Here is a 26492-nt window from a genome sequence, read left to right as displayed (position 1 = left end):
TAGCATGAAATTTAGCGAATCTTGGCTTCGTGAATGGGTAAACCCTTCAGTCAGCCGTGAAGCATTATCCCACCAGATCACTATGGCCGGTCTCGAAGTCGATGACGTTGAAGCCGTCGCTGCCGACTTTAGCGGTGTGGTGATTGGTGAAGTGGTTGAGTGTGGTCAGCATCCCGATGCTGATAAACTGCGCGTGACCAAAATCAACGTTGGTGGTAGCGAACTTATCGATATCGTCTGCGGTGCACCAAACTGCCGTCAGGGTCTTAAAGTGGCCGTGGCTATGGTCGGTGCCGTATTACCTGGCGATTTCAAAATCAAGAAAGCTAAGCTGCGTGGCATGCCATCAGAAGGCATGTTGTGCTCGTACAGTGAGCTTGGCATTAACGTCGAAAGCGATGGCATTATCGAATTGCCATTGGACGCGCCACTTGGCACTGACATCCGCGATTATCTGCAACTTAATGATGCCGTTATCGATGTAGATTTAACGGCTAACCGTGCCGATTGCTTAGGCATGGCAGGTCTTGCCCGTGAAGTAGGCGTGTTAAACCGCCAAGCTGTGGTTGAGCCACAGTGGCAAGCCGTTACGCCAACGACAGATGCACAGGTCACGATTAACGTTAAGGCGCCAGCCGCTTGTCCACGTTATTTAGGCCGTGTGGTTAAAAACGTTAACGTTAAAGCGCCTACGCCATTATGGATGCAGGAAAAACTGCGCCGTAGCGGTATTCGCTCTATCGATCCTATCGTTGATATCACTAACTTTGTGTTGATTGAATTCGGTCAACCTATGCACGCTTTCGATCTTGCCAAGTTAACGGGCGATATCCAAGTGCGTTTAGGCACTGGCGAAGAGAAAATCACCCTGCTTGATGGCAGCGAAGTGACCATCCCAAGCGATACCTTAGTGATCGCCGATGATGCGCGTCCATTAGCCCTTGCAGGCGTGTTTGGCGGCGAATATTCAGGCGTGAGCGACACGACCCAAGACATACTGCTTGAATGTGCGTTCTTCGCGCCTCTTGCCATTATGGGTAAGTCACGTCGTTTAGGCTTGCACACAGATTCATCACACCGCTTTGAGCGTGGCGTTGACCCTGAGATGCAACACAAGGTTATTGACCGTGCGACCCGTTTAGTACTGGATATCTGTGGCGGTGAAGCAGGCCCTGTGGTGGAAGCGAAATCAGAGGCTGATTTACCCAAACCTGCACAAATCGTTTTACGTCGCAGCAAGTTAGATAGAATTTTAGGTCACCACGTGCCAGACACGGATGTGGTTGAAATTTTACAACGTCTAGGCTTCAATGTGGTTGCTGGGCAAGATAGCTGGCAGGTCACCACTGCGACTTATCGTTTCGATATGGCGATTGAAGAAGATTTGATTGAAGAAGTGGCGCGTATTTACGGTTATAACAATATCCCGAATATCGCACCCGTTGCCGCGCTGCGTATGTCAGATCATAAAGAATCTGACTTGAGCTTAAAACGCGTGCGTGCCTTATTGGTCGCTCGTGGCTTCCAAGAAGCGGTAACCTACAGCTTTGTCGATCCAAAACTGCAAAATCTGGTTCACCCTAGTTTAGAGGCAATGGTGTTACCAAACCCAATTTCCAGTGAAATGTCGGCCATGCGCCTGTCAATGTTCACCGGTTTATTGGCCGCCGTTGGCTACAACCAAAGTCGTCAACAGAGTCGCGTGAGACTTTTTGAAACTGGCCTGCGCTTTGTTCCTGATATCAATGCAGAATCCGGTGTAAGACAGCAAGCAATGCTCGCTTGTGTCATTACTGGGCTCCAAAATGATGAACATTGGGCTATGGAATCGAAAACTGTTGATTTTTTCGACCTTAAAGGTGATTTAGAAGCAATTATCGGCTTGACAGTTTCCGCATCAGAATTTAGCTTTAGAGGAGCGACGCATTCTGCTCTCCATCCGGGGCAATGTGCTGAAATATTGAGAAATGATCGAGTGATCGGTCATATAGGTGCAATCCATCCTAGTTTGGAGAAGCCTTTTGGACTCAATGGTAAAACCATCGTTTTTGAGTTGGAATTGGATGCTTTATTGCATACCAGTTTGCCGCTAGCCCAAGCTGTATCTAAGTTTCCAGCTAATCGTCGTGACATCGCAGTCGTAGTAGATGAGAGTGTATCTGCAGGTGATGTAATGAAATTGATAAGAAAAGTTGGCGAAAATCAGTTGGTTGGCATAAACTTGTTCGATGTATACTTAGGTAAAGGTGTTGAACCTGGCAAGAAGAGCCTGGCGATAGCACTTACATTACAAGACACTACTCGTACGCTTGAGGAAAAAGAGATTGCTGAGACCGTTGGTTCAGTCGTTTCTGCCCTTAAGTCCGAGTTCAACGCATCGTTGAGGGATTAAAGTATGGCACTTACCAAAGCCGAAATGGCAGAACATCTTTTTGAAACACTCGGAATGAACAAACGTGTCGCCAAAGAGATGGTTGAGTCGTTCTTTGAAGAGATTCGGGGCGCACTTGAAAGTGGTGAGCAGGTCAAGTTATCTGGCTTTGGCAACTTTGACCTTAGGGACAAGAATCAAAGACCGGGAAGGAACCCAAAAACAGGCGAAGATATCCCAATTTCTGCTCGTCGTGTCGTGACTTTCCGTCCCGGCCAAAAGCTGAAAACTCGTGTAGAAGCAGCAAACACGGGTAAGTAATTTCGTTTGTTTGATGGGAAAGCCACTCCTTAGAGAGTGGCTTTCCTGTTTATTTTTTTCATGCAATATTTCAACTATTCTTATCCACTGTCTGAGGTAAATTCTTTGTCAAGACAGCCCAAACATTTTGACCGTCGCTTTAAACTCGCCTTAATACACCCTAAATACTGGGCCACTTGGTTGGCGATTGGTCTATTAGTGATTTTCGGACTTATGCCCGCATGGCTGCGTGATCCCATAGCAAGATTATTGGCAAGATTAGTGATGCCGATTGCCAAAAAGCCCATTAGTGTTGCAAGAGCCAACTTAAGAGCGTGCTTTCCTGAACAATCTGCCGTCGAGCTCGAAGCGTTAATCCGTGAGAACGTACAAAACTTCGTTTTAGTCTTGTTAGCACAGGGCGAATTGCTGGTGCGCTCAAAAGCGCATTTGCGTCGTCGAGTGAATTTAATCGGCTTTGAGCATGTGACGAAAGCACAAGCGGCGGGGCAACCGATCATTTTCATCATGCCCCATGTGTGGCCAATCGATTATGCTGGCTTACGCCTTAACCTAGAGTTACCTATGGTGACTATGGCCAAAGCCCATAAAAACGGCTTATTCAATTGGTTTAGTAATCGTGTGCGTAGCAGCTGTGGTGGCCATGTATACATGCGCGAGGCGGGAATTCGTGCGTTGTTAGCTGAGCTTAAGCGCGGTAACAGTTTCTTTTATCTTCCCGATGAAGATTTAGGCCCAGAACAAAGCGTGTTTGCGCCATTTTTAGGCACAGTGAAAGCGACACTACCTGTCGTTGGGCGTTTAGCGCAGGCGGGTAATGCCCAAGTGCTACCTGTAAAGATTGGTTACAACCAAGCGACACGTCAGTTTGATCTCACTGTGATGACGGCCGTTGCGCCTGAAGACATGGTAGGCAAGGAAAACGAGGCGTTGGCGCTGAACAAAGTGGTCGAGCAAGTTATATTAGCTTACCCTGAGCAATATATGTGGTTCCTACGCGTGCTCAAGACGCGCCCAGAGGGTGAAGCTTCTATCTACGGTCAATGACGGGCCAGTCAATTTAGTATGGCTAAAAATGGCTTTGAGCGCTCAGTGCTCAAAGCCATTTTTGTTTTGAGGGGTATTCTTGTTGATGGCACTCTTTATTGATTGAGATCTTGATCAACTCTGCTGTCGTTAACAATGCCAATTACAAATGAGGCACCTAATCTTCATCTTGTTCCATTTCAAGTTGCATCAGTAGCATGTCTTCGCCATCAAGTACGCGGGTGCGATAGCTTTGACACGCTGGGCAGACGATGGTGCGTTCACTAAGCACGGATTCGCTCTGGCAGTCTTGGCAAAGAATCACTAAGGGCTGAATTTGGATGTTGAGCTGGGCTGCTTTGCAAATGCCATCGAGCTTAAACGTATCGAAGGCGGTTTGCAGCAGGCTAGGTTCAACCCCGCTCATCACCCCCAGTTTGATATCCACTCGGGTGATTTTAGCGGCATGATTGGCCAGCGCGTGCTGCTCGCATTGCTCAATCAGGGCACTCACAATCGAATATTCGTGCATCAGCAAATCCTTGGCAGCAGTTCACCCTGGGGAAGATCGAGATAACGCTTGGTATTCCAAGGCGTTCTTAGCACTACTTTCCCTGCCAGTTCATCACTCACAGTACCGATAATCGATGCGTGCTCACAGCGGCCAAAGCGTTGCATGATCTCGAGCGCACCTAAGGCGATGTCGTTGGGGACGGCGAGGATGAAAGTGCCTTCGTTGGCAAGATCCATGGCTTCGAAACCATAGAGTTCACACAGACCTTTGACTTCATCGCTGACGGGAATACTGGCCTCATTGACAGTAATGCCGACATTGGAGGCGACGGCCCATTCATTAAGCACAGCCGATAAGCCACCGCGAGTCGCATCGCGCATCGCATGAATGGGAATATTGGCGGCGATCAATTGCTCGACTATCGGCCAGAGCGTCGCGCAGTCACTTTGCAATGCCGATTCGAGTGTGAGTCCTTCACGCGCCATTAAAATCGCTGCGCCGTGGCAACCAATATCACGGGAGACGATAATGGCATCGCCCACAGCGATATTTGCTGCTGAGATGTTGGGACGCAAGATGCGGCCAATGCCTGAGGTATTAATAAATAAACCATCGGCGCAGCCCTTGGGTACGACTTTAGTGTCGCCGCAGACAATCCGCGCGCCACTTTGTTTGAGCTCTTTTGCCATGCTGCGGACAATAGTCGTTAAATCATTGATAGAAAAGCCCTCTTCGATGATCACGCTACAGCTCAGATACTGAGGTTCTGCACCCATCATAGCGAGATCGTTGACTGTGCCCGCGATAGCAAGTTTGCCGATATCGCCGCCGGCAAAAAACAAAGGTGAGACGGTAAAAGAGTCAGTAGTAAAGGCGTTGGCGCCGTGCAAATCGAGTTTGGCAGCGTCTTCTTCGCTACGAAGGATTGGATTATCAAACTCGGCAAAAAACAGATCACGGATCAGTTTATTCATTTCTTTGCCGCCACCGCCGTGGCTGAGCTGAATGGATTTATCTTTTAGCGTATCAGCCATGATGTGGCTCCTTGATATCGATACCTTGATAGCGGTAATAGGCGTTACATGCACCTTCGGAGCTGACCATGCAGCTGCCTAGGGGCGTTTCGGGATTGCAGCCGCGGCCAAAAACTTTACAGTCCTTTGGTTTAGCAAGCCCACGAAGAATGTCGCCACACTGGCAGGCTTTGTGATCGTCAATTTCCTTTACGGGTAAGCAGTCTTTAAAGCGCAGTTCGGCGTCCCTGTGGGCATATTCGGGTTTGAGCTGCAGCGCTGAATTGGGGATAGGACCGAGGCCGCGCCAGCGAAATTGCGGTCTGACATTAAAGAATTGATTCACTTTGGCCTGCGCCGTAAGGTTACCGTCTTCCGATACCGCGCGGCTGTATTGGATATCGAGCTCCGCTTTGCCCGCGGCTTTTTGGCGTACAATCCGTAAAATAGACTCCATCACATCAACGGGTTCAAATCCTGCGACGACCACGGGCGTACCATAGTTTTCGACTGTGCTGCGATAGATTTTGGCGCCGCTGATCACGCTCACATGGGCGGGGCCAATAAAGGCATTCACTCTGGCTTTCGGGTCGTGCATCACGGCATCAATAGCGGGCGGCACTAATACATGATTAATATGGAATAACAGATTTTCGAGTTTTTCGTGCTCGGCCAGCTGCAATAAAATTGCTGTCATTGGGGTTGAGGTTTCAAAGCCAATGGCGAAAAACACCACGGTTTTATCGGGATTATCGCGGGCAATTTTGAGCGTATCTAAGGGATCATAAATCGGCCGAATATCGCAGCCTTTCGCCCTAAAACTGGCTAAGGAACCCTTAGAACCGGGCACACGGATCATATCGCCCAGCGTCACTAAGATGACATTCTCTTGGGAGGCCAGCGCCGCCGCTTGGTCAATGCGCTCTTTCGGCATAATGCACACAGGACAACCTGGACCGTGGATAAACTCAATATTATCAGGCAGTAAATCCAGCAAGCCGTATTTCATAATAGTGTGGGTATGGCCGCCACAGACTTCCATGATATTGATTGGTTGCTTAACTAATTTAGCGGTTACCTGAATATCCCGCGCTAAATTGGCAATCGTTTGTGGATCGCGAAAGCCTTGATAGAGGTGTTTTAGTTCAAGCATGCTCTTTCCTCGGTGCACTCGATAGGGTGCGCGCCTTGCTACTCAATCTTGCATTGTTGATGGTCAGTGTATGGCTTCGTTTTCGAGTTTAGTGACGATTTCTTGGTATAGGTCAATGCTTTGCTGCGCATCTTCCTTATCGATTTTGTTCATCACAAAGCCAATATGGATCAGCACATAATCGCCAATTTCCAGCGGCTCATTCATTAAATGACTGCTGACATCGCGGCGCACGCCTAAGGTATCGACCGTGACACTCTGGCGTTCAATATCGACCGCCACCACTTGGGAAGGTATGGACAAGCACATTATTGTGCACCTCTAATATTGTCTTTAAGCCAAGCCGCCACAGCCTGCATGGAGTTGCCATCTTTAATGGAGACTTCAATGATTTGAGTTGCTGGATTGAGTTTTTTAAGCTGTGCTCTGGCTTCGTCCAGCTTGAAATCAAAATAGGGCAGTAGATCGCACTTGGTGATAAAAACTACATCGGCGCGGCGGAACATCACGGGATATTTTTCAATCTTATCATCGCCTTCAGGCACTGACAGCAGCACGATATTTTTGTGGGTACCCACGTCATAACTGGCTGGGCAGACGAGATTACCGACGTTTTCAACGAAGCAAATATCCAGTCCATCAAGTGGTAAGTGATGCAGGGCACCGTGCACCATAAAGGCGTCAAGGTGACAGGCCGAGCCCGTTTGAATTTGATAGGCTGTAATGCCTTTCGCGATTAAGCGGTCGGCATCTCGGGAGGTTTCTAAGTCGCCTTCAATCACCGCATAGTTGAGCTTGGTGTATTCTTTGAGATTTTCTAATAGGGTAGTTTTACCGCTGCCTGGACTACTCATGATGTTGAAGGCCGTGACCTTATGTGCCTCAAAGTGGGCACGGTTATGACCGGCTTCGACATCATTTTTATCTAAAATCTTGTGGATGACTGACAAGGTTTTTTTATCGTTTAACTGAGGATTGGTGTGTAACTCTCTATGACTATGCAATGGGCTATGGGATGCGCCATGCTCATGCGAATGGCTGTGATCATGACTGTGCCCGTTATCATGGCTATGGTCATGACTATCAACATGTGAATGCGCGCCTAAATGATCATGGTCGTGGCGGGTAAGGGAGCAGCCGCAGTCTTTACACATTTTACCTCTCCTTGAATCGGCAGAGTGCGAGGACTTTGCCTGACGAATTGTGAATGCTGATATACGGATCGTTAATTTGGTTACGCTAATGTTGAGTGTGATACAAATTGCGCTGCAGATCTTTGATGTTCGTCAGGTTTATGGGGATAAAAATGGCGAGCTAACATCAGGGGTTATCAAATAAGTAAGGTTATTGACTCTGATGAATCCCATACCAGAGTTGGCCTAGGGCGATGCCGCCATCATTGATAGGGATCTGTTTACTGCATAACACTTTATTGCCTTGGGCGCTGAGTTTGCTCAGGCAGTATTCCAATAGGTATTTATTTTGGAATACGCCGCCGCAGAGCACGGTTGGGAGGTGTTTGTACTGGGCGGCATAGTCGCAGATAGCATCGCCTAATGTGTGTAAAAAGGCGCGGGCGATGGCATCTCGTCTGTTGTCCGTTAGCGGTTGTGCAGTAATCAATTCAACAATTTGCTTGAACATTTCACTGCTACGCCACTGGTCGACGTCAAGAGGTAAGTTAAGCGACATGGCTTCAAGGGCTAATGCATCGGCGCGATTGGCCGCGGCTTCTATTGCCATGCCCGCTTGACCTTCAAATTGTGTGGTTTCGATTAAGCCTAAGGCGCAGGCGAGGGCATCGAACAGTCGCCCGACAGAGGAGGTTTTTATCGCGCTGCCGTTCTGCCAGATCTTATGTAAGTTAGTCAGAGTGTTTGGGCGCATGTTGTTTAATATAGGTAATTGCAATGCGAGTACAGCATCGAGGCTCATTTGCTCGAACAATAATGCCAGTAACAACCTCACGGGTTGCTTAATTGCTTGTTCGCCGCCCAGTAGCGCTATGGGCTCAAAATGGGCCAGTCGCTGCGCTTTATCCAGCGTGGTTAATAGCACTTCACCGCCCCATAAACTGCCATCGTCGCCAAGCCCAGTGCCATCAAAACTAAAGCCCAATACAGGTTCTCGGTATTGGTTAACCGCCATTACGCTGAGCACATGGGCATGGTGATGTTGCACAGTTAAACATTGGCTTTGCCTGGTATTGATGAGTTCTACACTCGAGTTTGAGTGCATTTCAGCCCAGCGTGACGGGGCATAATCTGGGTGTTTATCGCGAACAATAAGATTTGGCGCAAAGTGATACAGCCGCGCAAAGGTGGCTAAGGTGCGCTCAAAATACTGCTCGGCGCTGACACTGAACAAGTCGCCAATATGGGGACTTAAAAACACATTATTGCCAAAGCCTAAGGCGATAGCATTTTTTTGCTGCGCCCCCACGGCCAAAATCGATTGGGTTAGCGGTGTATCAAGTGGAAAACTTAAGGGCGCATAACCACGGGCGAGACGCAGCACTTGCACCTCTGCAGGCAAGTCCATGTTGGGCTGAATCACCTGCACCACACTGTCATCGCAGCCATTAATAATCGGCCGATTATGATCAACTATTGCATCCACAACATGGCTTAAGTGGTGAATAAGCTCATAACAATCTGTGATGATAGGTTCTCCGGACACATTAGCGCTGGTCGCGACCAATGGCCCTTTGAAGAGACCTAATAGTAAATGATGCAGTGGTGTGTAGGGCAAAAATACCCCGAGTTTATTCAGATTGGGGGCGACAGCTAAGCTGAGATCATGTACGGGGCGACTACTCATCAGCACTATGGGCCGCTCCTGTGAACTCAGCACTTGCCACTCTGCATCCGAACCTGTGACATAGTGCTGCGCCATAGTGATATCCGTCATCATCACCGCTAGCGGCTTGGCTTGGCGCTGTTTTCGCAGCCGGAGTGCGTTGACGGCATTGTCACTTCGGGCATCACAGATTAAGTGAAATCCACCCAATCCTTTAATTGCCAGAATCTGCCCTTGGCGTAATCTGTCAGCCGCTGCTGTCAGTATCGCAAGGTCCGTACTCAATTCAGGTGCGCTGAAATTTGAGGTATTGGGAATGATGTATTCCCCTTCCGGTGTTTTTAAACTGAGCCTGGGGCCGCAGACTGGGCAACTGACTGGCTGAGCATGATAGCGGCGGTCGAGTGGGTTTTGATATGCTTTGGCGCACTCGGGACACATGTCAAAATCGGCCATGGCGGTATTGTGTCTATCATAGGGTAAGGCATTGATTATGGTGTATCTTGGGCCGCAATTTGTGCAGTTGGTAAAGGCATAGCCAAAGTGGCGATCATCAGGATTATGCATGTCGTTCAAACAATCTTGGCAGGTACTTTTGTCCGCCGTTACCACCACCTGCGCGCCTATCGGTGAACTTGGGTCATCGTCCTCATGGCTGTCGCTTTTTATAATTTCAAATGTGGTTTCGCTTAGCAAAATCGGCAGCGGTGTTTGGGTTATATTGTCGATACGTGCCAGTGGCGGCGGGGTGGTATTGAGCGTTGTGATAAATTGCGTGAGGTTTTCTTCCGTGCCTTGCAGCTCAATGGTCACGCCCTTGGCATTGTTGAGCACAGTACCTGTCAGTTGACACTCAAGGGCATAACGATAGACAAAGGGGCGAAATCCCACCCCTTGCACTATGCCAGTGATGTGCAGCTGACAACGCTTTAGCGCGGCACCCTTGTGGACAAGGTATTCCAATGCCAGCCTGCGCTTTATCTGCAGATCACTGTGTTTTTTGTGGCGACTATTATGTCTATGTGGCTGCATGCGTTGTGACTTAACTTTTGGCCTCCTAATCATGGGCATTCAGTTGGCGCTGCTTAACGTAAAGTGCGCCAACGGCTAAGTTATCGCCGTCTAAATCTAGACTACGATTGATCACTAAGGGGAAGTTCTTTCCTAAGCGTAAACTGATGCGTTTACACAGGGTTTCATTCGTTAATTCATTGCCCGCTAAGGCAACATTGTGCACGCCGATATTTAAATCGATATGTTCTAACCAGTTAGAAAGATAGTCCGCCAGCGAGTCTTGCATCGCAAAGGCGAGTTGACTCGGGTCGTCATTACCTGCGATACGAAAACTCAAGACTGTGCCTAAGGTTTTACACCAATTTAGGCTGCGGTGGGCTTCACCTTTGGTCAGGGGATAATCGATACGCGGGGCATTGGCACCGTGGTAACGCATGGCGGCGGCCATCAGTGTATCGCTGAGTTTTTCTTGGCTTTGCGTTTCTTCTTGGGGATTGAGGCCAATTAAAATGGCGGCAATGGCCCACAGACTTTGCAAGTTGTCCCGTCTGCCGTGAAGCTTTAGGCTCAGGAGTTTTAGGTAATCGTCGGGGAACAGGCTTTTAAACTTCTGTGCCACGGCTTTTTGTGGGCTGCTGTCCAGTTGATGGAAAATTTCGTAACCGTTATCGGGTAGCTCGGGCAGTGCAAAGAAGAGTTCAGTGTCGCCCTTATTATCGCAGGTGACAATTTGACTGGCGTGGGTATGGCTTAAGTAAATGACCGCGGCATTTTTTGCCTGTCTGTGGCTGGTAAATTTACCCTTGAGTAAGGCACTGAATAACGCTGCGTCCGCGATGGTATGATTTTCGGTATCGCTAGCGTGTGACGTGCCAGCATGTTCAACTTCAGTGTGAGCTGCTTCTGCGTTAGCGGCAAAGGTGTTAGCAGTGTGAGTCGCTTCACTCGATTGAGGTAATACCGCTACATTCAGTTCGCCTTGATGGGAACGTGACCGTTTCGCTGCTTGCCATTGGGCTTGATAACCGTGAAGACTGACTTTTTCCCTTAAGGGTTCTGGGGCGATAAAGTGCTTGGTTTGAGTCTGCATTGAGCCTAAATCTTTGCTAGCAATTTGTGCCCAGGCGCCATCGACCCACGCGAGTTTCGGCCTATTATGCTGGCCTTGGATATAAACCCAATCGACGCCTTTTTGTCGCAACACTTCAGCGAGTACTAAGATCACTCGGCTGTAGGCAAAGCAAATGTCGTACAGTGGCGCACTGAGTTTGTCGTGCTCTTGCGTGGGTCTGGCGCAGATAAGCGGCTTTTCAATACTGGAAAGCGCGAGCACCTGTGAATCGTTCAGGCAGAAATGGGCGTTTAGCGTATTGGGATTACAAATTAACAGTTGTGGCCGCTCGCCTAAGGGCTGAGCAAACGGTGTCAGACTAAGTTGCAGATCATCGGCGGCCGCTAATGCCAGTGGGCCTTGTGTCAGCAGCCCCTGTGCCATGGCTTTTATATCTGACAAGGTTAAGGCTTTTTGCGCTGGCGTTAATTGTGTTTCGCCCTTGCAGCAAGGGCAGGCTAAATCTAGCATGCCAAACTTCGCCGATTGATTATCGCCAATCAGCGGATAACATTGCTGGCAAAAAGGCGCGATGGCAGGACTTGATCCAGACTGTGAGTAGGGCAGTAAGGTTTTGCCGCCTTGGGGCTCGTCGATGACCTTAATGCCGGAGTCAATCAACCAAGCGGAAATCAAAAAGTCCGCGGCAATGGCATCGGCCAGTTGCTCGAGTTGAGTCTGCTCGCCCTGGGCTTCAATAAAGTAACTGTGCTGACCAAAGTCATGTAGGCCATCACAGCCTATGCTGATGTTCAGCGCATCGTAATTTAGGTATTGATTACATAAATGCGCGTACAAAGGCACCTGACGTGAGCAGGTAAAATCGAATCTGATGTTTTTCATTTTCTATATACTTTCACCAGTAGTAACGCCGCGTTTATAAGAGTCAGGGATCAGCGAGTCGATACTGTGATCGGCAATACGCGTCGCAGTGAACCCAAGGGAGACTAAGTGGGATAACAAGCTTGATTCCATTAACGGCACTGCGGCGGCGACTTTAGGGGTCAAGCCCAGCACCATAGGTTCGAGCACGGTTGGGGTGACGCCCAGCACAAAGGTCTTAGGTCTGTCGCCAACCATTTCCATCATATTGAGGGTTTGCAGCATTTCGACTTCATGGGCGCTGCCTTGCCAGTCGATTTCCTTCGGAGCCTTATCAAAATCGAAGAAGTAGACCTCGCCCGCTTCTACGCCATTGGCATTGACAGTATCGACCACGATTAAATAATCATATTGGCAAATAATGGGAATGAGTCCCTGAGCCAAGGTGCCGCCATCGAGCAGCTTCAGCTGGTGAGACTCATGGGTAAACTGATAATTATCAGCTATATAATTGACAAAATGTACGCCGATGCCTTCATCGGCGTACAGGACATTGCCAATACCGAGTAGCAATATCTTCATTGGACTCCTAGTGGTGTGAGTCTGGCTTTGGGTAGTCATAGCCAGAGACAATCGAGTCAACTGAGTTATGTTTGAAGCGTATCCCTGACCAAACCGCCATATAGACGTGGATAACCACAAAGATAACAAATGCCCAAGTGAGGTAGTGATGGAAAATCCTAACTTGTGCCAGCCCACCCATTTGTGCCGTAATCCAAGCGGCGCTGCCCCAAAGCATCCCACCTAAACCTTGGTGATACACATTGGCGTACAACACCAGACCCGTTATACATATCACGAGAGCGACCAGTGAGATTGCTACATAAGTCACAAATTGCAGCGGTCCATATACACCCGCTTTATGTAAGTGACCCATCCATAAGTAAGATTTCAGCTGAGTGATCCAGCTTTTTACACTCATCACATCGCGAAATGAGCGTCGCTCAATGTCACTTCGACTGAAAAAATACAGGTAGAAGCGGACTAAGGTGATCGCGGTCAATACAAAACCGCAGATCAAATGAGCGAAGCGGATCCAGCCTTGTACGAGCACATCCGTACTTTCAGGCGCCACAAGAAACGGCCAAGCAATATAGAATCCGGTGATCACTAGCACTAAAATTGATAGTGCCCTGAGCCAGTGGAAAATCCGTATTGCCGGACTAAAAACCAGTGTCCGAATGCGGGTTGCAGAATGGTTCATTTTGCGTTCCCTCCCTCGATTATTGACCATTGGGACTGACACGGAACTCGCTCAATGCCTGACCTTTAAAATCCATCACGTGTACAGAACACGCCATGCAAGGGTCAAATGAGTGAATAATACGTATCACCTCAAGGGGTTTAGTAGGATCTTCCAGTTTCAAGCCAATTAAAGAGGCTTCATAGGGACCCATTTTGCCGTTGGCATCCACAGGTCCTGCGTTCCAGGTCGTCGGTACCACGGCTTGATAGTTCTCAATCACTCCATTTTTAATGCGGATCCAGTGGCTTAACATGCCGCGTGGCGCTTCAATCATGGCGTGACCTATGTACTCTTTGCTCGGGTCGATATTGGGTTTCACATAAGTTGATTCATCAGACTGGATATTCGTCAGCAGCGCATCGAAGGTTTTTAATCCTTCTTGGGCGACGATAACTGTCTGTAACATACGGGCTGCGGTGCGACCTAAAGTGGTAAATAGGGCGGCAACGGGTAAGCCAGTGCGAGCAAGCAGGGCATTGACCGAATCCACAACCACTTTGTTACCACGGGCATAACTCACCAATAGGCAGGCTAATGGGCCCACTTCAACAGGTTCGCCTTGATAACGGGGGGATTTCACCCAAGAGTATTTGCCATCACCATCCAGCGTTGGCAATTTGCCGTAGACGGTATCGCGTTCAACAAACCCCGTGTAATTAGGGATCGTTGTACCGTCATAGGGATGTTGCGGCGCATCGGCGCTATACCAAGCATGGCTGACGTCTTCAGCAATCAGATCTGGGTTTACATCGCTGACACCGGCAAGGTCGCCATTCATGATCACGCCTTGATTGAACATGTATTCGCCATTGGCTAACACAAAGTCATCGGTCGCCATGAAGTTTTTCACATTCACGCCGCCCAGCACGCTTGGCTCAGTACCAAAGGCTTCGGCCGCCATCACGATATCCGCTTGATAAGCACGCAGGATAAAGTCAGTCACGGTCGCATGTTTTTGCTTCCATTCCTGCAGGCGAGCAGGGCTTAACATGTCACGCACCGACGTCACACCACCAACAACAACGGATTGTGGATGTGGTGATTTACCGCCAAAGATGGCCAGCATTTCTGCCGCAACACGTTGTACTTCAAGCGCTTTAAGATAGTGAGATAGCGCGATAAGGTTTTGCTCTGGAGTAAACTTATAGGTGCCATTGCCCCAATAAGCGTTGGCGAAGGGGCCTAATTTACCCGTTTCGACAAAGCCTTTGACTCTTTCTTGCACGGCTCTTAAATCACCTTCACCCGCGGCTATGGGTTTGTCTGTGTATTGCAGCGCAACTTGTGCAGCTTTGGCCGGATCGGCGCTCAGTGCAGACACCACATCCACCCAATCAAGACCGTGTAGATGGTAGAAATGCACAATATGGTCATGCATGTATAAAGAGGTTTGCATCAATGAACGTAAGTATCTCGCGTTCAACGGAATTTGAATTCCCAGAGCGTTCTCAACTGCTTCAGTGCCGCAGCGGTAGTGGGAATAGGTACAGACACCACAGATACGTTGCACAATAAGGCCAACATCCATAGGTGTACGGCCCTTGAGGATGACTTCAATACCGCGCCAGAGTGTGGAGGATGACCAAGCCTTGCTGATGACGTTATTTTCATCAACTTCAACTTCGATACGTAAGTGACCCTCGATACGTGTGATAGGGTCGATAACAACGCGCTTGCTCATGGGTTATTCCTCCAGCGGTTTGGCAAAAATACTGGCAACGGCATGGGCTCCAATGCCCACCACAGTCGCGCCTAAAATCACCGCACCAATAGTATCTGCGGTCGCATCCAATCCATGGAGGAGTTGACGGCCAAGGGGTTTTTCAAAGTCGGCCATGTCATCCCAGAAGTTAGGTTCTGAGCAGCCCATACAACCGTGTCCAGCGAGAACTGGCCAGCTGGTGTGATGGTTAAAGCGCTCGGTAGGGCAGTTGTTGTAGGTGTAAGGACCTTTACAACCGACTTTATACAGGCAGTAGCCTTCTTTCGCGCCGTGATCGCCAAATTCTTCAACGAATTCACCGGCATCAAAGCGGCCGCGACGTTCACAGTTATCGTGTACCCGTGCGCCGTAAGCCCATTTAGGTCTGTTAAACATATCCAGCGCAGGTAATTTGCCGAACATGATGAAGTACATCAAAGTGCCGACTATGTTCTTTTCGCTCGGTGGGCAACCGCCTAAGTTAATGACGGGTTTACTGACCACTTCGTGCACGCCTTTCGCCCCCGTTGGGTTTGGATAGGCAGCTTGCACGCCACCAAACGCCGCACAGGTGCCGACAGAGATAATCGCGGCGGCGCCTTCTGCAGCATGTTTGATGATTTCTAATCCTGTGTGACCTTTACAGCCCACAGTGAGGAAGCTGCCGTTATTGGCGGTCGGAATCGCCCCTTCAACGGCCAGTAAATAGCGGCCCTTGTAGGTTTCGAGTGCATTTTCGAGGTTTTCTTCGGCTTGCCAACCCGCAGCAGCCATTAAGGTTTCGTGATATTCCAAGGAGATATGATCAAAAATCAGCGAATCTAGATTGGGGGTATCGGTACGAATTAAGGATTCTGAGCAGCCAGTACATTCGGCCATGTGTAACCAGATTAAGGGTACACGGTCGGCTAATTCGGCAGCTTCGGCTACTAAGTTACTAAAGGGGAGCGGCAATGCGAGCATGCTCGTCACCATGGCACTCCACTTCATAAAATCACGGCGGCTAATGCCGTGCTGTTGCATTTTCTCAATCAGCGATTGTTGTTGACGGGGAGCGAATTGGCGTAACGCATCTAAGCGCGCCTTTCCCTGTTCATATAGGGCTGCATGTGTGTCCATGGGTCAACCTTTTTTGTTATTTAAATGTAAATTGGTAAGGGTTTACATAATTGACAGGGTCAGTTTAGGCCGTTGGAGTGTAAAGATTCTTGATGTATATCAAGAATTTTCAAGAGATGTGATAGAACTGAATTTGACATTTAATTAACATGACGCAGATCTAATTTCACTTTTCCTAATGGGACAAAATGTCTCATATTTGCCATTTTGGATGAAATCGGTCACTTAATCGGCGCTCATGTTATTAAGGTTGCGCTGTTGAAAATGCCGACCTTAAGTGGGGGGAGTCTGTGCATACGGCTTAATTGGACTTATATCAGCTTGTTTAAGAAAACCTTAAGATTCAGTTAATAGATTCAAAGGTAATCGTTAACGCGGAATATTCTATGAAGAAAATATTGTTGTTACTCAGTTTAATGGCCGCTGGCGTACAAGCCGCGCCGTCGTTGGATCATCAAGTGTTTAACGCGCAAAACCAAGCTGTTTCCCTGAGTGAGTTTAAAGGTAAAGTCGTCTATGTCGATTTTTGGGCCTCTTGGTGTGGGCCTTGCCGTAAATCCTTTCCGTGGATGAATGAGATCCAAAAAAAGTATCAAGATCAAGGTTTGGCCGTAGTGGCAATCAACCTAGATACAGATAACGAGTTAGCCCAAGAATTCTTAAAACAAGTCCCCGCCAATTTTTCAGTGCGTTTCAATCCAGAAGGTGATGTCGCGCGCAGCTTCGATTTGCTGGGTATGCCGAGCAGTTTCATGTTCAATCGCCAAGGTCAGTTAGTGCAGCATCATGTTGGTTTTTATGCCGATAAAGCCGCTGAATACGAGCAAGAGCTCGTCAGTTTACTGAAGGAGTAATTTATGCTTAAACCCGCATTAGTCGCAGTCACACTCATTATAGGTTTGAGTGGTTGTTCAAATTTAGGGGTGCAGCCGTGGGAGAAAGGCCAGTTGGCACGCGCTGATATGGCGCTCGACAGTGAAAAACTCGATCTGGCGCTCGATGATCATATTTATTTTAGTAAAGAAGGCAGTAGCGGCGGTCGCGCCTTTGCCGGTGGTGGATGTGGCTGTAACTAAACTCTCCGTTGGTAGTTAGTTGCCCTTAGATGTAACGAATAGATGTGATGAGCAGATGTAATAAAATCAGGGGCGAAATCCCGCGGTATTGAATAGATGAAAGTGACCTACAGGTGTTGTCAGCTATGACCCAAAAAAAGAATCAAATAAATGCAAGACAATCGAAACAGATTGCGGGTGCGTTAGCCTTAGCCAGTTGTGGATTGTTTGCCACAAGTGGCCACGCGACTGAATTATCTAAAAAAGCTGACGACTGGAAGGTCGATGCCGCTTTAATGTATTACGGTGAGCAGGATAGAGTGCAGGCCGTTGAAGCCATAGGTACAGCGCAAAAAGCCTTTGGCGATGATAGCGTGCTGGATCTCAAACTGGTGGTCGATAGCTTAACCGGTGCCTCGGCTTCGGGCGCTGTGGCTCAAAGTAGCAGCCAAACCTTTACTCGTCCTTCGGGCAATGGCCAATACAGTGTGGCAGCGGGCGATACACCGCTTGATGACACGTTCCACGATACCCGCGTTCAAGGCAGTGTTAACTGGGCCCAAGCGCTCAATCCTGACTGGAAAGTCAACGCTGGTGTCTACGGTTCAAAAGAATTCGATTATATGTCAATGGGGCTCAATGCCAGTATTGAGCGCGGTTTTAACAAAGACAACACTACGTTATTTTTAGGCACAGCTTACAGCTTCGATGTGGTCGATCCTGTTGGTGGACGTCCGGTGGATTTATCCTCCATGGCGGTTCGTGATAACTTCGCCAGTGAAGAAGCCTACCGCACCGCATTTGATGCGACTCGTCAAAGTGGCAGTGATAACAAGCAAACCGCCGATGTGATGTTAGGCATCACCCAAGTGCTCAGTCAGCGCTGGTTGTTGCAGGCCAATTACGGCTTATCGAGTGTCAATGGCTATTTAACCGATCCCTACAAAGTGCTCAGTGTGGTGGATAACAATGGCATCACTCAGGATCTCTTGTATGAAAGCCGCCCCGATGCTCGCTTGAAGCATAGCTTCTACGTGATGACTAAAGGCGCGTTGGATACGGGCGTGGTGGATTTTTCCTATCGTTATAATACCGATGATTGGGATCTCACATCGCATACCTTAGAAACCCATTACCGTTATTATTTTACGGGCAATTTTTACGGTCAATTGCATCTACGTTATTACCAACAAACGGCGGCTAACTTCTATCAACCTTTCTTGATGGCAGATACGCCACTGCCCGAGTTTGCCAGTGCCGATTATCGTATCGGTGATATGTCGGCTTATACGATAGGGATTAAATTTGGTCATCGATTATCGGGCGATCATGAGATGTCGTATCGCTTAGAGTATTACCAACAGGATCCGAAAAATAACGGCACTACGATCCCCGGTGAGCTGCAAAACTTTGATCTGTTCCCTACGCAGAAGGCAATAACAGCACAGTTTAGTTATTCTTTTTAATACGAAATAATGCTACTGACTCAGATAGCAAGGCGTTAAACTGTATGGGTAGCTTAGCTACCCATACTCAATTTACCCCTGAGCTTATTTAAGCTGAATGCCAGTGGGGTGCCATGTAAAGAGGTGATTTATGATGTCGACATCATCCCTAAAAACCGCACTTTATTCGCTGCAACGCCGTGATTGGGGTTATGTGGGCGAATTTAGGGCCATGGCGAGTCCCTGTGAAATACTCATTGCATGTGATCAACTCGATATCGCCGACGATATGCTGGATATGGCAGTCACTGAGGCGCTGCGTATCGAACATAAGTACAGTCGCTTTATTGCGCAAAATTGTCTGTGGCAATTAAACCATGCCTATGGTCATAAACAGCTTATTGATGAAGAAACCTGGCAGTTATTGGCTTTTGCCAAACAATGTTTTCAGCTTAGTGACGGATTATTTGATATCTCTGCAGGGCCGTTAATGGAGCTGTGGCGCTTTGATCCCAAAGCCCAATTGCCCGAACATGCCTTCATACTTGCCGCTAAAGCCTTAGTGGGGTTTGAGCGTATCGAGTTTGATTCGCGCCATATTGAGATGCCATCGGGAATGAAATTGGATTTTGGCGGCATTGCTAAGGAATATGCAGTCGATAGAGTCGCCTATGAGTTGGCTGAATGTTATCCAGATATTCCTGTGCTAGTGAATTTTGGTGGCGATATCGCCTGTCCTGTGCCCAAAGTGAACCCATGGCAGGTGGGCATTGAAGATCCTCGCCATCTCGATCGCGCCGCCAGTGTACTGGCGATCAGTCAGGGCGCATTAGCGACCAGCGGCGATACACGGCGCTTTTTTGAAGTAGATGGAAAGCGTTACGGCCATATTGTCGATCCACGTACTGGCTATCCCGTCGTCCATGCGCCGCGCTCCGTGACTGTGTTAGGGCCAAACTGCGTGACCGCTGGAATGCTGGCGACTATGGCCATGCTACAGGGCCAGGATGCGGAAGCATTTTTACAGCAACAAGATGTTAAGTTTAGTATTTTCCGTTAAGGGTTCTTTTAAAAGGCTCTGTTAAGGACATTGAATGCGTATTATGTTGGTTGAAGACAATGAGTTATTAGCCCAAGGGATTTGCTTAAGTTTGGCAAAGCTGGGCATGCAGGTTGATCACCTTAATAGTTATCAGCAAGCATTACAGGGTGTTAAAAATGAAAGCTTCAGTGCCATAGTGCTCGATCTGGGTTTACCCGACGGTAACGGTAAAGAGTTACTCAAGGCGTGGCGTCAGCAGGGGGTGTCAATTCCCACAATAGTCCTGACCGCCAATACGGATTTTGACACTAAGCTCGAGTGCTTAGACATGGGCGCCGATGATTATCTCGGTAAACCCTTCGATGTGCGAGAGCTCGCCGCTCGCATTCGCGCCATTGTCAGACGCCAGTACGGGCTCGATCACAACAGTTTGATTATTGGTGCGCTGTGCATTGATTTAAATACCCGTGAAGTGACCTTTCGCGAGCAAAATGTGCTGCTTTCACGGCGTGAATTTCAATTATTGCTTGAACTCGCACAATCAGCTGGGCGCGTATTGACGCGCAGCCAACTGGAACAGTTAACCTATGGTTGGGATGAAGTCGGCAGCAACTCGATTGAAGTACACATTCATCATTTGCGTAAAAAGCTCGCCAATGAGCTGATTAAAACCGTGCGTGGAATCGGCTATACCTTGATTGAAATAAATTAATTCACTGAATTAAGTGACAATACTCACGTTTATGGGTATTGATACCTCAGTGATTCGCTGAGGGTAAACGTTAGGAAACTGAAGTGATTCGATTAAAGGGGCTGGATGTGTATTCACTGCGTTTGGTACTGACATTATTGATTTTGTCAGGTATTTCAGTGTCCGTTGCTGTCTCTAGCTGGTTGAGTACTCGGGATTCTAAGCATCAAATTGAAGAACTCTTCGATGCGCAAATGCTGCAAACCGCAAAAATGCTGGAGCTGTTTTATCACACTGAGCCCGGTGCGACGCCCCAGAGTACCGCAAGACCGCAAGTGCTCCATGTTCCCGATAGCCAGATCAGTTCCTTTGCCGAAAAAGCCGATGCCCTGAAACTCGCCTATGAGCATAAATTGGCGTTTCAAATTTGGAGTGAAGCGGGCGAAGCCTTAGTGCTGTCGGACAATATTGGCCATCAACCTATCACCCGATTCGTGCAGGGTTATCACAAGAAAGTGTTCGAAGGTGAACTCTGGCATGTGTTCAGTTTTTTCTCGGTCAAAAATCATGTTTGGATTGTCACCGCCCAGCAGGATGAAGTGCGCCAAGAGCTCGTATCACAAATCATGCACAACGCGGTTATCGTGCCCTTGATTGTAGTGCCTTTGACACTACTTATCGTTAGCCTATTGTTTTATCTATTGTTCCGGCCGTTAAAAACCTTTGAAAGGGAGCTGATTGGGCGGGCGCCGAACGATCTCACGCCGCTGACTATGTCACTACCGAAAGAACTCGTACCCGTTCGCCGTGCATTAAACTTATATATCAATAGCATAGCTAGATTCATTGCCCGTGAACGCCGTTTTAGCGCCGATGCCGCCCATGAACTTAAAACACCATTATCTGTGATTAAATTACATCAACACGGTTTAGAGAGCCTGATTGACGATGATCCGCAGCAGAAATTTCATCTGGCCGCGATTGATGCCGGCGTGGTGCACATGAGTCATACCGTTGAACAGTTACTCGTGTTAGCGAGGGTGGATTCGATAAATGAGCTCAATGTGTCATCCCACGCTATCTTGCCTATGGTTGAAGATGCGCTTAATCAATTGATGCCACAAATCACCGATTATGAATGGAATATCGATATCGCGCCCCAGCTGACCGTGACTTGCGATCGTTTTTATCTGCTGCTGGTGCTAAAAAATATTATCGAAAATGCCTGCAAATACAGCCCGCAGGAATCAGAAATCTCAGTGTCGGCTCATTCACAGGGTGATGAGATTAGTATCTGTATCGCGGATCGCGGCCAAGGCATGACAGAAGAGCAGATTGCTAATGCCACTGAGCGTTTTTATCGTGTGAATGAAAATGAAGGCATAGGTGCGGGTTTAGGTTTGTCTATCTGCCATCACATCATTGAATTGCACCAAGGCCGTTTAGTGATAGCGCCAAGGGAGCAGGGCGGATTATCTGTGACTCTTTTTCTGCCGCAATAGTTCAGAAGTTAACATCTTAAAATAGATCCGCAGTTTAAGTGACATCACCTCAGTGGTTTTGATACATTTGGGTGAGTGTAATTGTGCGTTTGTCTGCTATTTTAGAAAAAATTCTTAGGTTTACCAACAGATTGGTTCGCTAATTGTGTTTTTTCATCTAAGATCATCCACACTTAAGTTGAGACTTTAAAAAGTCTCATTTTACTTTCAAAAATGTAGCATTTGGATCACTTAACCTGCTTTTGTAACTGTGAAAGCAGAAATATGCATGATAATGTTATTTTTATATTCCTTTTAGGTATAAACTTATTCTCAAATAGTATTGTGTAGAAGGGGTTAACTGCATCTTTATTTATGAGTTTTTTTCTCCTTCTGATATCTTTCGCGATATGTAAGCAACTGTTTTTTTTCGCCCCTAAGCGAGGGTGAAAAAAATTCACTGTATACATAAAAAACATTGATTTCTTAGTTTATTTTTTAGGTTACCTATCTATGGTTAGCTTGTTGCGTTGCCCATCGTCCAAACCTTATTCGTCACTCATTTGTTCACTGACGCTAGGCGCTGTTGTCGCCCTGTCTGGTGTCGCGTACGCTGAAGAGACAAAACCCGCCGAGACAGTTCCTGTGGTAACTCCGCCGAAAGTGATTTCTCAGCCCGCTACAAAAAATCAAGTGAGATTCACTAAAACAGGCGCTTTCGATAGCGATACTGTGGTGAAGATTGCAAAACGTTTGGCAGCGAAACCGTATGTGGCCCTTAAAGACCCGTTACCCGCTGGCCTGGCTAAATTGTCATACGATGAATACCGTGATATTCGTTTTAACCCGACTGCGTCTATTTGGCGTGATCAGGGCGTGCCTTTTCAAATGCAAATGTTCCACCGTGGCTTCTATTTCCAAGATCTGATCGAGATTGCGATTGTGGAAGGTCAAAACGCAACGCACTTAGCCTACGAGCCTAAGTATTTCACCGCGGGTGAAGTGATTACCCAAGCGTTACCCAATGACGACATTGGCTACTCAGGTTTTCGCATTCATAACCAACTGAATACTAACGGTGTGTTTGACGAACTTATGGTGTTCCAAGGTGCGAGTTATTTCCGCGCTTTAGGTAAAGGTAACGCCTATGGTTTATCTTCACGTGGTTTAGCGTTAAAAACCGCCGATGCCGAAGGGGAAGAATTCCCAATATTTCGCGCTTTTTGGGTTGAACGTCCATACAATGACAGCAACTTGATTGTTGTGCATGCCTTGCTAGATAGCCCAAGTGTGGCGGGTGCTTATACTTTCTCTGTCCGTCCTGGTGATAACACTTTGATTGACGTTGAAGCGACGCTGTTTCCGCGAGTTGAGCTGAGCAAAGTTGGTTTAGCACCCAGCACGAGCATGTTCCTGCATTCACTCAATGGTCGTCACGATACCGATGACTTTAGACCTGAAGTACATGATTCAGACGGTTTATTGATGTTAAACGGCCGTGGTGAGCATTTATGGCGTCCATTGGCTAATCCACGTCAATTACAAGTCAGTGCGTTTTCTGACAACTCGCCACAGGGTTTTGGTTTGATCCAACGTGAGCGTGATTATGCGTCTTACCAAGATTTAGAAGCACATTATGAACGTCGTCCAAGCCTGTGGATTGAGCCTGTGGGCAACTGGGGCCAAGGTTCTGTGGTGTTGACTGAAATTCCGACTGAGTCTGAAATTCATGACAACATCGTTAGCTACTGGAAACCTCGTCAGCCTATTCCTGCGGGCAGTGAATTCCATTTTGCCTATCGCATGAGCTGGGGTGATGAACCCGCGGCTAAAGTCGGTGCTGTACATGTGTCTCGCTCTGCCAGTGGCCGTGCCGATATCGCTAAAGCAACACCAAGACGTTTATTTGTGGTCGACTATCAAGTTGAAGGTCCGATGACAGATGAAATGCCAGTTGCTAAAGTAGAAGCGTCTGGTGGTGTGGTCACCAATGTGGTGATTGCCCGTAATGCAGCCAAAAATGGCTATCGCTTAGCTTTTGAATTAGAGCCAGAAGATAAAGAACTTATCGAACTGCGCGCTGAACTCAAGTTCCCAACTCCTCGTCAGGTTGAAACCTGGCTCTATCGCTGGACGCTGTAAGGTTCATGACGGAGCAACATGATATGACTGTATCCGAAAACTCGGTACTCGAGACGGAAGTCCTCGTGGGTGGTAGTGCTATGCCAAATGAACGGCCTGGCGCTATGGAACCCCAAAATTTAAGTAAGATGCCAGAGGGATTCCCTCGCCGTAGCACAGTGGCGAATGGAGTACGTTCGCGTGCTTCGCGCCGCTTCTTAGTGGTTGGCGGTGCTTTATTACTGTCTTTATTCGCTATTTATGAAATGGGCGCGGTATTTAGTATTGGCGGAATTACGCCACTGGAATATCTCGTGTTGGCGTTATTTGCGGTTAACTTTTGTTGGATCGCCTTAGCGTTTTGTAGTGGTATTGCGGGTTTTTTAATTTTGCTGCGCAAACCGCGGGCAAAAGATCTGCAAGTGACTGAGCTGCATACGCGCACCGCGATCTTAATGCCGACCTATAACGAATCCCCTGATAGGGTATTCTCGGCGGTCTCTGTGATGGCAGAAACCTTGTCGCAAACGGGTCATGGTCATGCTTTTGATTGGTTTATCTTAAGTGATACTACTGATCCTGATATCGCCTTGCTCGAAGAGCAGGCGTTTTTGGTGTTACGTCAAGAAACCCATAAACACTCGCGTGTGTATTACCGTCGTCGTCGTAAAAACGTCGCCCGTAAAGCGGGTAACGTGGCGGATTTCTGCCGCCGTTGGGGTTCGCGCTATGATCACTTGTTAGTGCTTGATGCCGACAGCTTGATGGAGTCTTCAACCATCACAGGTTTGGCCCAGCGTATGCAGGCCGACCCTGATGCGGGCTTGATCCAAACGATTCCGTCGCTGATCAACGGCACCACTTTAATGGCGCGTTTACAGCAATTTGCGGCGCGCATTTATGGCCCCGTTATAGGCACCGGTTTAGGCTGGTGGGTACAAAAAGAAGGTAACTTCTGGGGCCATAACGCCATTATCCGTACCGAAGCTTTTATGACTGCGGCAGGATTACCCAACCTTAAGGGTAAGCCGCCTTTTGGTGGTCATATCATGAGCCATGACTTTGTTGAAGCGGCCTTGATTCGCCGTGCAGGCTGGAGTGTGGTTATTGCCTATGACTTACCCGGTTCATACGAAGAATGTCCACCGTCAATTATCGACTTAGCAGTACGTGATCGCCGCTGGTGCCAAGGTAACTTGCAGCATTCACGTATTTTGCCAACTAAAGGTTTGCACTGGGTGAGCCGTTTGCATTTACTGACGGGTATCATGGCCTACTTATCATCACCTTTCTGGTTGATGTTGATTTTGACCGGTTTGATGTTAGCCCTGCAAGCACACTTTATTCGACCTGAATATTTCACCGATCAATTTTCACTGTTCCCCACTTGGCCCATCATGGACTCGGATAGGGCATTGAGATTGTTCTACATTACTATGGGCGTCTTGTTCGGCCCTAAAGTATTTGGTGTCTTGTTGCTGCTTAAAGACGGCGAGTTTGCTCGCAGTGTTGGCGGCCGGATTAAAGCGATATTCAGTGTGATCTTTGAGGTTATACTCTCAGCGTTGATCGCACCTATCATGATGTTCATCCATTGCGGTGCCGTGATGTCAATTCTGATGGGCCGCGACAGTGGTTGGTCGCCGCAACGTCGTGATGACGGCAGTATGCCTTGGATGACGTTAATTTATCGTCACCGTTGGCATATGCTGGCGGGTGTGATGTTAGGTTATGCTGCTATTTTGGATTCTCTAACCTTGTTGGCTTGGATGAGTCCTGCCTTGATTGGTCTGTGGATTGCCGTGCCTATTTCAGCATGGACGGGTTCTGTCAAAATCGGTGAAGTGTTTAAACGTGCGGGGATTCTTGCGACGCCTGAAGAGCGCAATCCTGCGCAGATTTGCCTGCAAGCACATGAAGCCCGTGCCGCTTACCAAAAACACATCGCTGAGCCTTGGACATTGGCACAGGTCCTTAAAGATCCTGCGTTGATGGAGCTGCATTTGGCTATGGTGGATAAACAGCCATTGCGTGCTGCGGGGACTCCGATTGAAGCGATGGAAGCCATAGTGCATGTGAAAGTGCATGAAGCTCGCTGCCAACAGAGTGCATTAGCAGTACTGAATCGCCAAGAAATGGCGATGGTGTTAGCGAATCCTTTGATGTTACGTAGCCTGCAGAAATTACCAGAGCAGTTTGTTGAAGAAGATCTGGTGTCTTTTTGCTAACGAATATCTAACGCACAGCGACCCAACATTAGCGCAGTGTTTGCTCGCAAATGGGTTTGGTTGTAATGATAATGAAAATGCCACTGACGACCTCAGTGGCATTTTTCTTTTCATAATCTACAGTTTGCCCCTAGTAATTAACTGATCCCCATGAAATA

Annotated in this window: 22 protein-coding genes; 11 read left to right on the top strand and 11 right to left on the bottom strand. The window is 48.0% G+C overall.

The features are described 5' to 3' along the window. Window positions 1–4 precede the first annotated feature (4 nt). From pheT to lpxM, 3 genes are all read left to right on the top strand, one after another. Complete coding sequence (pheT, locus tag DYH48_RS11165) at window positions 5–2392, top strand: phenylalanine--tRNA ligase subunit beta (RefSeq protein WP_115334808.1); 2388 nt, start codon at window positions 5–7, stop codon at window positions 2390–2392. Between the two features lie 3 nt (window positions 2393–2395). Further along, window positions 2396–2692, top strand: a complete 297-nt coding sequence (gene ihfA / locus DYH48_RS11160; RefSeq protein WP_006081370.1) for an integration host factor subunit alpha — start codon at window positions 2396–2398, stop codon at window positions 2690–2692. 105 nt (window positions 2693–2797) lie between these two features. Next, window positions 2798–3739 carry a lauroyl-Kdo(2)-lipid IV(A) myristoyltransferase gene (gene lpxM, locus DYH48_RS11155; RefSeq protein WP_115336126.1) on the top strand — a complete coding sequence of 314 codons (942 nt, stop codon included), beginning with the start codon at window positions 2798–2800 and terminating at the stop codon, window positions 3737–3739. A 157-nt stretch (window positions 3740–3896) separates the two neighbouring features. On the opposite strand, the gene hypA is transcribed toward lpxM, so the two are convergent. From hypA to hyaA, 11 genes are all read right to left on the bottom strand, one after another. After that, window positions 3897–4250, bottom strand: coding sequence for a hydrogenase maturation nickel metallochaperone HypA (hypA, locus tag DYH48_RS11150; protein WP_115334807.1), 354 nt, complete (start codon window positions 4248–4250; stop codon window positions 3897–3899). Next, window positions 4250–5266, bottom strand: a complete 1017-nt coding sequence (hypE, locus tag DYH48_RS11145; protein WP_115334806.1) for a hydrogenase expression/formation protein HypE — start codon at window positions 5264–5266, stop codon at window positions 4250–4252. Before hypE ends, hypA begins: the two co-directional genes overlap by 1 nt. Continuing rightward, the gene (gene hypD / locus DYH48_RS11140) at window positions 5259–6398 is read right to left on the bottom strand and encodes a hydrogenase formation protein HypD (RefSeq protein WP_115334805.1); all 1140 of its coding nucleotides are present in this window, start codon (window positions 6396–6398) and stop codon (window positions 5259–5261) included. The genes hypE and hypD overlap by 8 nt, the downstream gene beginning before the upstream one ends. A 63-nt stretch (window positions 6399–6461) precedes the next feature. Next, complete coding sequence (locus tag DYH48_RS11135) at window positions 6462–6707, bottom strand: HypC/HybG/HupF family hydrogenase formation chaperone (protein ID WP_011846641.1); 246 nt, start codon at window positions 6705–6707, stop codon at window positions 6462–6464. Next, window positions 6707–7552 (bottom strand): hydrogenase nickel incorporation protein HypB, encoded by an 846-nt coding sequence (gene hypB, locus DYH48_RS11130; protein WP_115334804.1) that lies wholly within the window; start codon window positions 7550–7552, stop codon window positions 6707–6709. The genes DYH48_RS11135 and hypB overlap by 1 nt, the downstream gene beginning before the upstream one ends. Before the next feature lie 190 nt (window positions 7553–7742). Continuing rightward, a complete protein-coding gene (gene hypF, locus DYH48_RS11125) occupies window positions 7743–10262 on the bottom strand; it encodes a carbamoyltransferase HypF (protein ID WP_370452674.1) in 2520 nt (839 codons plus the stop codon). After that, a complete protein-coding gene (locus tag DYH48_RS11120) occupies window positions 10255–12165 on the bottom strand; it encodes a NiFe hydrogenase (RefSeq protein ID WP_115334803.1) in 1911 nt (636 codons plus the stop codon). The genes hypF and DYH48_RS11120 overlap by 8 nt, the downstream gene beginning before the upstream one ends. 3 nt (window positions 12166–12168) lie before the next feature. Continuing rightward, entirely contained in the window at window positions 12169–12726 is a 558-nt protein-coding gene (locus tag DYH48_RS11115; protein WP_115334802.1) for a HyaD/HybD family hydrogenase maturation endopeptidase, read from the bottom strand. A gap of 7 nt (window positions 12727–12733) precedes the next feature. Beyond that, a complete protein-coding gene (gene cybH / locus DYH48_RS11110; RefSeq protein WP_006081382.1) occupies window positions 12734–13408 on the bottom strand; it encodes a Ni/Fe-hydrogenase, b-type cytochrome subunit in 675 nt (224 codons plus the stop codon). A gap of 19 nt (window positions 13409–13427) precedes the next feature. Then, on the bottom strand, window positions 13428–15131 hold the full coding sequence (gene hyaB / locus DYH48_RS11105) for a nickel-dependent hydrogenase large subunit (protein ID WP_006081383.1): 1704 nt from the start codon (window positions 15129–15131) through the stop codon (window positions 13428–13430). A gap of 3 nt (window positions 15132–15134) precedes the next feature. After that, window positions 15135–16271: a nickel-dependent hydrogenase small subunit gene (hyaA, locus tag DYH48_RS11100; protein ID WP_006081384.1), complete on the bottom strand. Its 1137-nt coding sequence runs from the start codon at window positions 16269–16271 to the stop codon at window positions 15135–15137. 386 nt (window positions 16272–16657) lie between these two features. On the opposite strand from hyaA, the gene DYH48_RS11095 reads away from it, so the two are divergent. The 8 genes from DYH48_RS11095 to mdoH all read left to right on the top strand — a co-directional run bounded on the left by DYH48_RS11095 (window position 16658) and on the right by mdoH (window position 26334). Continuing rightward, complete coding sequence (locus tag DYH48_RS11095) at window positions 16658–17125, top strand: TlpA disulfide reductase family protein (protein WP_006081385.1); 468 nt, start codon at window positions 16658–16660, stop codon at window positions 17123–17125. Window positions 17126–17128: 3 nt separating this feature from the next. Continuing rightward, window positions 17129–17347, top strand: a complete 219-nt coding sequence (locus tag DYH48_RS11090) for a DUF4266 domain-containing protein (RefSeq protein ID WP_006081386.1) — start codon at window positions 17129–17131, stop codon at window positions 17345–17347. Window positions 17348–17472: 125 nt separating this feature from the next. Then, entirely contained in the window at window positions 17473–18792 is a 1320-nt protein-coding gene (locus DYH48_RS11085; protein ID WP_115334801.1) for a DUF3570 domain-containing protein, read from the top strand. A 130-nt stretch (window positions 18793–18922) separates the two neighbouring features. Further along, window positions 18923–19831: an FAD:protein FMN transferase gene (locus DYH48_RS11080; protein WP_115334800.1), complete on the top strand. Its 909-nt coding sequence runs from the start codon at window positions 18923–18925 to the stop codon at window positions 19829–19831. A 34-nt stretch (window positions 19832–19865) separates the two neighbouring features. Continuing rightward, window positions 19866–20525: a response regulator transcription factor gene (locus DYH48_RS11075; RefSeq protein ID WP_071938790.1), complete on the top strand. Its 660-nt coding sequence runs from the start codon at window positions 19866–19868 to the stop codon at window positions 20523–20525. An 83-nt stretch (window positions 20526–20608) separates the two neighbouring features. Further along, window positions 20609–22006: an ATP-binding protein gene (locus tag DYH48_RS11070; RefSeq protein ID WP_115334799.1), complete on the top strand. Its 1398-nt coding sequence runs from the start codon at window positions 20609–20611 to the stop codon at window positions 22004–22006. A 492-nt stretch (window positions 22007–22498) separates the two neighbouring features. Beyond that, the gene (locus DYH48_RS11060; protein ID WP_115334798.1) at window positions 22499–24127 is read left to right on the top strand and encodes a glucan biosynthesis protein G; all 1629 of its coding nucleotides are present in this window, start codon (window positions 22499–22501) and stop codon (window positions 24125–24127) included. 23 nt (window positions 24128–24150) lie between these two features. Then, the gene (mdoH, locus tag DYH48_RS11055; protein WP_006086416.1) at window positions 24151–26334 is read left to right on the top strand and encodes a glucans biosynthesis glucosyltransferase MdoH; all 2184 of its coding nucleotides are present in this window, start codon (window positions 24151–24153) and stop codon (window positions 26332–26334) included. Window positions 26335–26492 lie beyond the last annotated feature (158 nt).

This window comes from Shewanella baltica, from assembly GCF_900456975.1.
Taxonomy (GTDB): domain Bacteria; phylum Pseudomonadota; class Gammaproteobacteria; order Enterobacterales; family Shewanellaceae; genus Shewanella; species Shewanella baltica.
This window is presented reverse-complemented; position numbering and strand designations above follow the sequence as displayed.